This is a genomic window from Cardinium endosymbiont of Dermatophagoides farinae, from assembly GCF_007559345.1.
Lineage (GTDB): Bacteria > Bacteroidota > Bacteroidia > Cytophagales > Amoebophilaceae > Cardinium.
Genome location: NZ_VMBH01000001.1, coordinates 1,113,492 through 1,126,560, shown reverse-complemented (window position 1 = coordinate 1,126,560; position 13,069 = coordinate 1,113,492). Strand labels below are relative to the sequence as shown.

Below are 13,069 nucleotides of genomic sequence, written 5' to 3'. Positions count from 1 at the left end.
CAATAGGTTTTCGAAAGAGATTTAATCAAAAATTTATAAAGAGTAGATGTTAGTTATAAAACGAGATGGACGCTTGGAATCAGTTAAATTTGACAAAATAACTGCCAGGATAGAGAAACTCTGCTATGGGTTAAATAGGGATTATATCGATATTATTGCTATTGTTAAAAAGATTATTGAAGGTATTTATGATCGGGTCACTACTTCAGCTATAGATAACCTAGCGGCAGAAACAGTAGCAACAATGACTGTCTACTATCCCGATTATGCCATTTTGGCTGCTCGAATAGCGGTTTCTAATCTACATAAAGAAACGAGCAAATCTTTTTCTAGCACTATAAAAAGGCTCTATACCTATGTGAATCCTTCAACCGGGCAGAATGCTTCCCTGATTGATCAGGCCATTTATAACATTGTTGCCAGCCATGCAGCAAGTTTAGACAATGCGATTGTACACGAACGTGATTTCTTCTATGATTTTTTTGGCTTTAAAACATTAGAACGTTCCTATCTGCTCAAAATACATGGAAAGGTTGTAGAGCGTCCGCAGTATATGTTAATGCGTGTGGCGCTAGGTATCCATGGTGATGACCTAGAGGCTGTGCTGGAAACCTACCAGCTCATGTCTGAAAAATGGTTCACCCATGCCACGCCTACACTTTTTAATGCAGGCACACCTAAGCCACAGCTTTCTTCCTGTTTTTTACTAACCATGCAGGACGACAGCATTGAAGGCATCTACAATACGCTTGCACAATGTGCAAAAATATCCCAATCTGCTGGAGGCATTGGATTAAGCATTCATAATATACGCGCTACGGGTTCCTATATTCGAGGCACCAATGGTATCTCCAATGGGATTGTACCCATGTTGCGGAACTTTGATATGACAGCCCGTTACGTAGATCAAGGAGGGGGTAAACGAAAAGGTAGTTTTGCCATCTACCTAGAGCCTTGGCATGCAGATATCTTTGACTTTTTAGAGTTAAAGAAAAATCATGGCAAAGAAGAAAGAAGAGCTAGAGATCTTTTCTATGGGCTGTGGATTCCAGATTTATTTATGCAACGTGTAGCTTCAGATGAGATGTGGTCGCTATTTTGCCCCAATGAAGCACCAGGACTCTCAGACTGTTATGGAGCAGCATTTGAGCAAAAGTATAAACAGTATGAAAAAGAGGGCAAAGCACGTGCTACTATTAAAGCACAAACGCTTTGGTTTGCGATTTTGGAGTCTCAAATAGAAACAGGAACCCCATATATGCTCTATAAAGATGCAGCCAACCAAAAGTCCAACCAAAAAAACTTAGGCACTATAAAATCTAGCAACCTATGTACAGAAATTATAGAATATAGTGCGCCCGACGAAATTGCAGTTTGCAACCTTGCCTCTATTGCACTACCGATGTTTGTAGGTACGGATCAATCCTTTGATCATACTAAATTATATTCGGTAACCTATCTGGTCACCAAAAATCTTAACAAGGTGATTGACCGGAATCACTATCCTTTAATAGAAGCACGTACTTCTAACTTAAGACACAGGCCTATTGGTATTGGCGTACAAGGGTTAGCAGATGCTTTTCTTAAAATGAAGCTTGTGTTTGATGGCCCAGCAGCACGGTTACTCAATCAAGAAATTTTTGAGACGATTTATTTTGCAGCATTAACAGCTTCTAAAGATTTAGCCAAAGAAGAGGGCGTATATGAAAGCTATCCTGGATCGCCTATTTCTGAAGGCATCCTTCAATTTGATATGTGGGGCGTAACCCCTTCCTCGGGAAGGTGGGATTGGGATCATTTACGTAAAGAAATAGGCCAGCATGGTATAAGAAACGCATTATTGATCGCACCAATGCCTACAGCTTCTACCTCCCAAATACTGGGAAATAACGAATGCTTTGAGCCCTATACCGCCAATATCTACACCAGAAGGGTCCTTTCTGGAGAGTTTATTGTTGTAAACAAATACCTATTAGAGGATCTCATCCAGCTTGGCCTTTGGAATGAACAGGTGAAAGAGGAACTGATGATGGGCAATGGTTCTATTCAAGCTATTGAAGCTATTCCGCAACACATTAAAAATATTTATAGAACAGTTTGGGAGATTCCGCAAAAATCTATTATCGATATGGCAGCAGACCGAGCACCTTATATTTGTCAAAGCCAAAGCCTAAATCTTTATGTTAAGGATGCAACCATGGCAAAGCTAACCTCTATGCATTTTTATGCTTGGAAAAAAGGGCTAAAAACAGGAATGTATTACTTACGTACCAAAGCTGCAGCAGACGCAATAAAGTTTACCATACAAAAGAAAGAAAAAGTTGATACGTCTTTTTCAAGTGAAGCAGAAAAAGAGTGTTTAATGTGCAGTGGCTAGCCAGCTTATACAAACGTTTTTGCCTTACTTTTTTCAAGCATCAGTAACCATTTTTCTTAATTTTATATTAGTGCTTAACTTTTTAAGCTTTTAAGCAATTCATTGTCATTTTATCATTTATGTTTAATATTATTCTAGTGGGTCCTCCTGGTTCAGGAAAAGGCACACAAGCCGAACGAATGATTCAAAAATATCGCTTTGTACCCATTGCTTTGGGTGCTTTATTGCGCCAACAAATGGCAGAAAATGGCGCCAATAAAGTATTAATTGAAACATACATTAACCGTGGTCAATTGGTACCAGATCATCTATCCTTTGAGTTGGTGACGGGGCTGGTGCAAGGACAACCTGCTGATACATCTTTTTTATTTGACGGTTTTCCTAGAACCATTCCACAGGTAACCTTTTTAGATAATTTTTTAAAGCAATGCGATGCTAAAATAGATGGCGTGATTTTTCTAGATGTATCCAATTCGATTTTACTAAAGCGTCTTAAAAATCGTGCAACCATTGAAGCACGGCCTGATGACCAAGATGATAGCAAGATTAAAACGCGGATGCAGATATACGAACAAGAGACACTATCTATTCTGAACTACTACAAAACCCAAGGAAAATTACATAGTATAGATGGCACAAAAAGCGTAGATGCGGTAACACAAGCTATTGAAGCCATTATGGATGGGCTCATAAGACCATAACGACATGTCATTACCCAACTTTATTGATCACGTTAAGTTTTACCTACGCGCTGGCAAGGGAGGAGCGGGGCTAATCCATTTCATACGTGCCAAATTTGTTCCCAAAGGCGGACCAGATGGTGGAGACGGTGGTAGAGGGGGCACATTATTTTACGTGGTGCCAAACAGTATAGTACCCTGCTCCATCTTAAATACCGAAAACATATCATTGCAACCAATGGGGAACCTGGTGGCGATAGCTGCAAAACAGGCGCTAGTGGAAAAGATGTGATACTAGATGTGCCATTAGGCACAGTAGCCAAAAAAGCAGATGACGACCAGGTATTGGTAGAAGTATTAGAGGATAAAAAAAAATACACCCTAATGCAGGGAGGAAAAGGAGGCTGGGGCAATGCCCATTTTAAAACACCCACCCATCAAACACCCCGTATCGCTTATCCAGGAGAAGTGGGCATGGAAGGTTGGATGGTATTGGAATTAAAACTACTCGCTGATGTAGGACTTGTAGGATTGCCGAATGCAGGTAAATCTACGCTACTTTCAGTTGTATCAGCCGCTAAGCCCAGGATTGATAGCTATCCTTTTACCACTTTAGTGCCCAACCTTGGTGTGGTAGCCTACCGAGCCAACCATTCTTTTGTAATGGCAGATATTCCAGGAATTATAGAGGGAGCAGCTACTGAAAAAGGTTTAGGCACACGTTTCCTACGCCATATTGAGCGCAATGCAGTTTTATTATTTATGGTTAGTGCAGAGGAAAATGATATCAATAAGGGCTACAAAATGTTGCTGAACGAACTAGAAACACATAATCCCTTATTGCTAACCAAGCCAAGGCTGCTGGTTGTCTCAAAAATAGACCTACTAGACCAAGCAGCACGTAAAAGATTAAATCTACCTAATGGAATACCATGTTGTCCTATTTCTGCAACCACGGGAGAAGGCATCACCGCGCTTAAAGACCTAATCTGGGAAAAACTTCCTGTTTGCAGCCAATAAAGGTAGACAATTCATCTAATGGTCCATGCACAATACAGTTAAAACACTTGGTAAAGAAACCATTATATACAGTATAAGCAACATTATCGTACGCGGATGTAGTTATTTAGCTTTATTACTTCAAATAAAGATACTAACCCCCGGTGCATATAGCATTGTTGTAGAGTTTTATGGCAGTTACATTACTTTAGGCCATATCATCTACGATTTAGCTATGGATACAACCTATTTTAGGTTTGTAGATAGATTAGGCAAACAATATACCTTCAATATAATTGTAACTATATTACTGGTTTCCAGTCTTATTTTTTCAACCCTACTGCTCCTATATACACCACAAATCGCAAAGTTAACCGACCACTTAGCGCATATACGTTATTTTTATTATATGGTTGGTATTCTTATGCTAGATACGCTACTGATGATTCCTTACGCCAGGCTACGTGTAGAAAGAAAAATCATTTGGTTTCTGTTGATAAAATTTTTACAAGCCTTTGCAAATATTGCTTTCTCTTTTATTTTGCTTTATTACCCTATCTGTTTAAGATATACAGCAGGTTTCATTTACAATTATTTGCATATAACTGTAGATTTAAATGGATTGGATGCTGTCTTTATAGCCAATTTATTGTCTAACCTAACTGCTTTAGCGCTTCTGCTGCCAAGTTTTAAAGGATTTCATTTGACTTGGAACAACCATACGATTCAAACGATAGGAGGTTATGCGGCCACTTCTTTTTTCACCATTCTATTTTTTAGGATGAATGAGACCTTTCCACAATTATTGTTTCGAAAATTAGTTCCCAATGACTTTTATAACACCCATACAAAGGAGGAAATGTTAGGTAACTTTGGTACTTCCTGTAAACTAACTTTATGTATCACACTAGGCATCCAAGCTTTTAGGTATGCTGCAGAACCATTCTTTTTTGCCAATGCAGCGCGCAAGGAGGCGCTAAAGTTATATAGCCAAACGATGCATCTATTTATACTAGTATCTTGCTTCTGCCTATTGCTTTTTAGTGTAAATATAAATTGGGTAGCAAAACTTTTTATTCGAAACGCAGCCTATCGTCATACCATTGACACGGCACCCTACTTAGCATTTGCCCATATCCTTTTAGGTGTCTATTACAATTTTAGTGCTGCCTTTAAGTTAAGCAATCATCCACGATACAATACTTGGATTAGTGCATTAGGTAGCCTAATGACTGGGCTTACGGCATTTCTATTGATACCGAAACTGGGCCATTGGGGTTGTGTATATGCCTCTATCAGTGGTGCAACTGTTATGGGACTACTCGGGTATTATATTGGTCAAAAATACTATCGAATACCTTATCATAAAGAAGGTTTTTTGTTGCTTTTATTGACCTTTTTAGCATTAAGAAAAGTTCCCTTATGGCCAGCTAAACTTGCTTTTTTAGGCATAGGGTGGGCCTATATATTCCTTCATATAGCCATTTTAGCTACCTTTTGTATGATAGCCATTAGATGGCAAAGGTCTATTAAACTTAATAAATAATAACCCTTCAAGGAGTGTATGAATTGCAGCATGCAACGTTTAGTAATCCAGCATATCCTGCTATAATAAAACCTTATACAAAAATTATAATAAACTGATTTATAAACAATTAATTAGGCATATCCATAGTTTTAGTACGTTATATTGGATTTATAAAATATATTTAGTAGTATTCTAATTCTATTAGAACACATAATATAGTGTATTTTATTTCTTAATCTTTTTAACCAGTACTTTTATGAAACGATTGCACAACATATTGTTATTACTGTTAGCGCTAACTAGCTGCAGTAGGGTGCATAACATGGGCATGTATTCAACAAGGGAATCGGTAGGTGAAAATACTCCTTGTGCTCAGAGCACCCATTTAACTTATTCAAGTCAAGTACGAACAGCTGTTAAGGAACAAGCTGATATTTATGCAGCTTGCTTAACAAGTCATGAAAACCACACAGTTACTTTTCATTTCATTGACGGCAAGTGTATGGCTACAGTAAGGGAAAATCTGTCCGATGACTTTATAAATGAGATGCAGTTGCCCGTGTATGTAGATTCAGGAATAACTATGGAGCAACTTTTAGATGCTACTCCTGATTTTCAAAAGCGACATATTCATGTAACATTTCCTAAGCGATCTGAAGATAAGGAAGGGCACGTTTACATAGGGAATACTGGATTAAAGGGTGGTGGACCAGTTTCTTCAAGATTGTATAAGTTTGAGGGCTTTACGCCTCTTAGTGATCACATAAATTGGCCAAGTCTTAGCAACTGTAGTATTGGAGAAGCTATTGCTGAAGTAGCTAAAGCATGTGAATCTGGTGCATCCGATTTATGGATGCCATAACAGGTCAAGAGGACCCTTTGGTGCAGGATATGCCAAGTGTAATCTTTTTGTAGCGGAAGTTTTAGCAAACATAGGCCTATATACTGCATCACATGGAGAGTCAGGATGGCGGCTGCTTACCTTACGTATTCCAACTGCATCTGATTGGGCTAATGACCGAGTACCCGGGTTTAATCGTACTAGTTATCCTAAACCAGGCTCTATTGTAGCTGAGAAATATGATGGGTATCGAGATGCTACTGGTCATGTAGGTATTGTAGTAGATTACGGACAGACGGTAGGTACAAATGCATATCTTGAAGGACGATTGTGTAAAAATGATTTTGGTTTCAGGACAGATCCGGATTTAAAAGATAAACCTTGTGGAGGACACAAAGATAATGTAATTTATCTAGATTATAGAAATGCCACTTCAGGGTTACATACAATTATACCTGACGATATATTGGATGCATTGAACGCATAAATGAGTAGGTGTATGCTTAATTAATGTTTTATTGGTTTTCAGTCTATTTTTATATATGTTGGCAGTCAGAAAACACATTATCTACTTTCCTATATGTAGAGTGATCTTTATAATTGGCGCCTTTCTATTAGGCGCCAATTGGTATAATGTTTATTGGCCATCATTCCCTTGGTTTACAAGGTATATACAATATGTACACACCCAAAAGTATAAGCGAGCTACCTTTGCAGAAAAGATAGCCGCTATTGACTTTAAAGTAGGAAAGTGGGACACCCCCCATAGAGCTATTAAAATCAAAAGACTTTCAAGCAATTTACGAGCATCCTACCTGTTATTACGAATCAGCTCAATATTTTTTAGCCCATCCTTATTATACCCATAACCAAAAAAAGATTGTTGCCCATGCCTTATGTTATTTGCCTACACCTTTTTATAAGGATTGGTTAAATATCTGTTTGCAGCTTCACAAAAAAGGCAAAATAGATAAAGTACTTTTATCGATTATTCAATCTTATACTGATTTACAACCGGCTGCTATTCAATCAGATCAATCCAGTTTATGCTATCTTCCAAAACCTCAGAGGAGATCATTGGAGCAAACTATTGATAATAGCCTATTAGCAGCAATAGATAACTATAGGGAAATTAGAGACCGAGGGTGTGTTCCATTCAATTATTCTGACTATTGGGACATATATGGCTACCCTGACTATTATTCGGATTACTCTGATTATTGCGCCATATATACCCACCCCGATCATTATATAGAAGCACTAGCTGATTATTTGGTGCATCACAATAAATGTAATAGTGAGCTACCTGACCATAATAGCATCTCTAAAGAGCATGCTATTATTCGCATCAAACAACATCTATCCCCTTCTAGTTATGCGCAATGGGTAGCCATCTGCTGGGATTATTATACAAAAGGATTAATATCTTGCATGCAACTATATGGTATGGTGGTTTGTGACAATTATATGCGAGAAAGGTGGCAGACAGGTGTCACACACCCTTATGTAGTTAAATACTATAAAGATCTTACGCTACAGCATGTTATAGGTGAAATCCAGCGAGATCCAAGGCTACCTGCTGCTATTAGAATAGAGCTTATTCATTTAACCAGTGGTTTTTCTAAATGGCACAATAGAACCAATTCTGAAATCATTGCCCTAGCAGGTGATAGACCTTTTTTCTTTCATGAAGATTTACATGGAATATATATTCCCGTTAGTAGGTGATTAAACACAATAAGATGATTGATTACAATAATAAAGAAGATAAACGATTAAATCATTCAGTTATAAAATCTATTAGGTATGCCATCCTAGGCTCTTTTTTATTTGGGCTTGGTCGTGTGACTGAGTTATGGCTGATCCCTCCTATAGAATATAAATTCATCAAACAAAAGTTAGCTGGTATAAACCAGTCTACGCCCTGGCCACAGCGGCTTTTCCTAGAAGAAAAACTTACTTTGATTTTACAAGAGGTAGGCCATTTTAAAACAATATTAGAATTGTTTAAGTCTAAGGATTTTGTCATAATGTACCGGTATCCTAAGAGCTATCTTCCCTATGTGCTGAAACTTTTAGAGAATCCTGCTGTGAAATCTGAGCTTAAAGCTATAGCGATCTATGCTATGGAACAACTAGAAATAGCAGGCTATTTAACCCTGCTCAACAGTGCATGGGAAAGTTACCAAAAAAAAGAACTGGACAGGGAACTATTGGAACGCATTTTATATTATGAATTAGCTGGGGAGCACCCTATCGTCAAACATTATGCTGATCCTAATGTATCCCATCTATTAGAGACCATATGGCGTGCAAGCAATGGTACCAGTAAAACGCAATTAGGTAAGATAATATCAGGAGAAATATGGAAATTATGGCAGCAAAAAAAGGTGGGTGCTAGCTTTCAATGGGGTAAAAAACCTTTCCCTTTTATAGCGACCCTAGATCAAGTTTTATCAAAAGTTAAGGTAGGCTTTACCAAAGATTCAGAAAATGGGGAAGGTGTATTATGGTGTGAACCATTTATGTTGCTCTATGAACATCCTACTTATTACGTAGAAGATGCTTATGCCTTTTTAAACCAATCTATAGGGGATTATCATTATAGAAAGAAATATAGAGGTTGCGCTACCTTTGGTATGGCATTGGGTATTGTGATTAATGCTTTTAGAAAACTGGATTGTGAAGCTTTCATTCAATTATTCCATCAAATGACTAAGCTACATATACCACATAAAAGCGGTTACTGTAACATGGGCGTTTGTTACCCAGAGTTTTCACTTTTTGGTGGTAAATTGGTAGGCGGGCAGTTCCCAACTATGTATGATACCCTATTGCTTAGGCCTTTTCCTGTGTATGCTAGTGGTAATATATTTAGTAAATGTATGTGTTTTGACATGGATGGAAAGGGACTTCCATTTGATGGATTTCCACTAATTTTATATAGGCCAATAGCAAGTTATTATGATTATGTATTAAAAGAAATAGAGAAGCTACAAATATTGTATGGCATCCCTTCTTATTCAGAAGAGAGGCCTTTCATTTCTTTTACCTATTTTGATCATTCTTCATCAGGGTAAACGCACTAACCAACTCACTAACTATCTTTATCTTGTTCTTTATATTGTTCTTTCTCATTCCGCTTACATATCTCTAATGCCTGCTTAGCTGCTTTTGCTAAAGTTGCGCCTATCTCTGGACCTAAATATGTATTGGCAATCTGAACATCTATGGCCAAGGCTTCTTGTGCCATATGGGCTACTTCTGGTAGGTAGGCATAACCTGCTGCATGATGGAGGTCATAGAGCCGTTCGGCCAGTTTGATGAAAAGCACCGAGAGTTGTACATGATCTTCCTTAATGGCTTCTTTCAAACGATTCTGCACATAAAGCAAAGAAGGATGGTCTAAATCTTGCCGTTTGTCTATACCTACCACATTCAATACAAAAGCATATACACCTAAGTTATAATGTGTTTTGATATAAGAAAGGGGCAAACAGGTATGGCGCACCAGCTCATAGAGCAGAGCGGCATAAATGACTTTAGGGGAATGAAAGACCCATTCTATCACTAGCTGGGCAATGCCTACTGCACGCACATAAAACAATTGCCCCGAAGCATGCCGCTTAAAGCCAAAGTGTTGCCGGAGTAATAAAAGCAAACCAGAAATCGTCCCTACATCAATAGGATCGGATCGATGAGAAGACTTACAGACATAGTCATGAAACTGCATCAAAGCCATCATGGAATCAGCTTGCTCCTTAGGCGTAACAGGGGTTTCTGATGTTAAGCAATCTATAGGTAATTTAGCCGTCATCTTATCACGAATTGCTGTGACATCAACAGGGAGTACCAACAAAATGGCTTTTTCTGTAAGATCAGGAGGGTAGGCTACATACCCATAATGGGCACCCACAATACTGGATATGGTTTCCTGCTGTAGGTCTATTGATGGGGGCGCTGCCGGTTTCTGTTGACGGCCCATAGCCTCTATTACATCATCATAAAGCGCTTTTACCTTGGGCAGTGCATCAGAAGAGGCCGCAACATTTCGAATCATCAGTCCAATGGCTTGGAACAGCAGGGATGAAGGATGGCTCGCATCAATAGCATCTGCTTGTTTAAATTGCAAAGCGGTCTTATGGAGTTGTATCCCAACCATTGGTGGGCTACCGTTATCCGATTTACCACCAACACGTAAAACAGCCTGAACCAATAAGTAGACTACCTGATGGATATCACATATCATATAGGTAGGGCAGGCTCCATTGGGGTGATCTGTTTTTTCTACCAAGAGCCTAGGTGGGTCGGGTACTTCTTGGGACAAAGCAACCTCTACCTTACGGATTAGCTTGTCCAACGTAATCTTAGTAGGCTGTAGCAGTGCATGGTCCTTGGCCTTTTCTCGCTTATTAAAATAAGTTACCCAACCATAGAGTTTATTGATAATACTCTGGAAATCCTGCTTATAAAGCGGCATATTGCTATCTAAAAATGCAATAGACTCTTCAATTTTACGTGCTACTTGCGCTAAAATAGAGCTAGATCCAGAAAGCATCGCTGAATCGTAGAGGGATTCCTTGAGCTTACGCGATCTATTAAGCTTTTCTCTATCCTTAAGGTAGGTGACTTGATCCAAGTAACGATTGCCCTTAACCTTTAGATAAATAAAAATGCCAAAGATAAGCAACCCTAACCCCAAACTGAACAACAGTAGCAATGCCACACCTGATGGCGATAGTACCAGTATCAGTGGCTTGGTAGCATAAACAGCGCTAAAGTAGATCGCTACCAATAGGGTAACCACTAAAAAGCTGATACCCAGATATAGCGGCAGCACCAGTAAGGTAACGACCAAATGGGCCAAAGATAAACCTAAGGTTAACAAAAGATTGGTGCCATGCCACCAATGCCAAAGCACATTGATAGGAAAACAAAAAGATAGCCCCATCACCCAAAATAGGCTGGTTATCCAATCGGGAATAGGCTTGGTCTTTTCTGAGACAAAGGTGCTATACCCTAAAAAACAAACTCCTACCAAGAGCTGTGTAATCGGCCAACAGCCATGATCGGTAATAGAGGCTATAAAATAGGTAAGCACATTACTGATAACCACATAAAGACCCAAACAGGTTAACGTAGCATGGCTGGGCTGCAGCTTAGCCAAGGTATCTTTGATATGCAGCAACCCATTTTTAATTGCTTCTTTGCGCGCACGCTGCTTTCGGGCATGGGCTTGTTGCAGTTGTATCAAGGCATTATCTGGTCCAACCCATCCTGTACCCCCTGGCTGTTTGAATAGATAGTGGGCAATGAGCATGGCCAAGCCATTGGCCAACATACAAATAAAAGCACCATTTATATTTGATATCGGCTGCACCCATTTGTTCCAAGCTAGAATGGAAACAGCACCCGTAACCATACCGATCAAAGCCGTACGGGAAGTACCTCGGAAGCCAAAAATAGCCAAAAGAAATGGGGCGATTGTGACAGGAACAGAAAAATCAAGCGTCCAGTACATTAACTTTAATAGATCAATGCAATAAAAAGCTATTACCATAGCAAGTAGACCGGTGGCCAATGAGGTTATTTTGGCTAGCTGAAGCCGATAGGAACAAGCGATTTCTTTTGTTCCACGTACACTTTCTAATATATCATGGCTAACCATAATCGCACAAACATTTAACCTAGAATCAGATGTAGACATAGACATGGCTAGTAAGCTTATCGCAAGAAACTCCTTAAAAATAGATGGAACATGAGTCATTACATAGCTCCAAACTTCTTTTACTGATAAGGCTGGCGCCCCTACAAAGACAAATAGCCCAATTAAAAGTATAGAAGCCCTTATACACAAGCCAAAAACGCCAGAATATAAGAAAACCTTCCTTGTTTGAATAGGATCAGAAGACATATAGACCCGCTGCATCACGTGCGGTTGTACATAGGATGCTAGACCAGATAACAGCAGTGCAACCATCGCCACAAGTTTAGTGTCAAAATGAAATACTGTACTGAATTGAAATTTTGGCTGAGCTTTTAAAAAAGAAACCATTTCACAAACTGGAATGCTGGTCTCCCTAAACATATACCAAGTCAAAAGTGGAATAACAATTGAGAAGGTCATAAATTGGATGACATCGGTAAAAGTAACCGAGCGAATACCTCCAAGTGTAGAATAAGAGACAAGAATTAAGGTGGCCAAAACTGTAATCATGTCAGAATCAAAAGAATCGACACACATGCTAATCGCCTTAGAGGTTACAGTGATTTGCGTAACAAGGCTAATAATAGAGACACACACATTGGATAAGGCGACCACAACCCTTGTATACCTACCATAGACACTACCTATGGTTTCGGCCATGGAAAGGTGCTGCATAAATGGCCCCATACGTAAGGCTAATGGCCTAATGACCCAAGGACCAAAGCAACCACTCAATAAAAAAATAAGGATCCACCAGAGGCCATTATTATGCACCTGTTCTACAGTACGCACCAAGCCTCCTCCCCCATACAAAAAAGTAGCCAATACGGTAGCTACCAAAGTAGCCGTAGTAAAATCTTTGTTCCCCACCGCATACTCTCGAAAATTGGTCTTTTTTATTACTAAAATAAATGCCTACGACCAATGTTAATAACAA

The 13,069-nt window shown here is 39.1% G+C and carries 9 protein-coding genes and 1 pseudogene; 9 read left to right on the top strand and 1 reads right to left on the bottom strand.

Going from position 1 to position 13,069, the window contains the following annotated elements; genetic code table 11:
• Positions 1 to 46 precede the first annotated feature (46 nt).
• The 9 genes and pseudogenes from FPG78_RS05275 to FPG78_RS05235 all read left to right on the top strand — a co-directional run bounded on the left by FPG78_RS05275 (position 47) and on the right by FPG78_RS05235 (position 9,505).
• Complete coding sequence (locus FPG78_RS05275; protein WP_144086941.1) at positions 47 to 2,377, top strand: ribonucleoside-diphosphate reductase subunit alpha; 2,331 nt, start codon at positions 47 to 49, stop codon at positions 2,375 to 2,377.
• A gap of 119 nt (positions 2,378 to 2,496) precedes the next feature.
• A complete protein-coding gene (locus tag FPG78_RS05270) occupies positions 2,497 to 3,078 on the top strand; it encodes an adenylate kinase (RefSeq protein ID WP_144086940.1) in 582 nt (193 codons plus the stop codon).
• Positions 3,079 to 3,082: 4 nt separating this feature from the next.
• Positions 3,083 to 4,077, top strand: a pseudogene (gene obgE / locus FPG78_RS05265) (GTPase ObgE).
• 25 nt (positions 4,078 to 4,102) lie between these two features.
• A complete protein-coding gene (locus tag FPG78_RS05260) occupies positions 4,103 to 5,602 on the top strand; it encodes a lipopolysaccharide biosynthesis protein (RefSeq protein WP_144086939.1) in 1,500 nt (499 codons plus the stop codon).
• Positions 5,603 to 5,906: 304 nt separating this feature from the next.
• The gene (locus tag FPG78_RS05255; protein ID WP_186292480.1) at positions 5,907 to 6,446 is read left to right on the top strand and encodes a hypothetical protein; all 540 of its coding nucleotides are present in this window, start codon (positions 5,907 to 5,909) and stop codon (positions 6,444 to 6,446) included.
• Positions 6,421 to 6,912, top strand: a complete 492-nt coding sequence (locus tag FPG78_RS05250) for a CHAP domain-containing protein (RefSeq protein ID WP_186292479.1) — start codon at positions 6,421 to 6,423, stop codon at positions 6,910 to 6,912. Before FPG78_RS05255 ends, FPG78_RS05250 begins: the two co-directional genes overlap by 26 nt.
• A gap of 100 nt (positions 6,913 to 7,012) precedes the next feature.
• Entirely contained in the window at positions 7,013 to 7,294 is a 282-nt protein-coding gene (locus FPG78_RS05245) for a hypothetical protein (protein WP_144086936.1), read from the top strand.
• 73 nt (positions 7,295 to 7,367) lie between these two features.
• Positions 7,368 to 8,153, top strand: coding sequence for a hypothetical protein (locus FPG78_RS05240; protein ID WP_186292478.1), 786 nt, complete (start codon positions 7,368 to 7,370; stop codon positions 8,151 to 8,153).
• 14 nt (positions 8,154 to 8,167) lie between these two features.
• Positions 8,168 to 9,505 (top strand): hypothetical protein, encoded by a 1,338-nt coding sequence (locus FPG78_RS05235; protein ID WP_144086934.1) that lies wholly within the window; start codon positions 8,168 to 8,170, stop codon positions 9,503 to 9,505.
• 17 nt (positions 9,506 to 9,522) lie between these two features.
• Here FPG78_RS05235 and FPG78_RS05230 read toward each other — a convergent pair whose 3' ends face one another.
• A complete protein-coding gene (locus FPG78_RS05230; protein WP_144086933.1) occupies positions 9,523 to 13,002 on the bottom strand; it encodes a sodium:solute symporter family transporter in 3,480 nt (1,159 codons plus the stop codon).
• Positions 13,003 to 13,069 lie beyond the last annotated feature (67 nt).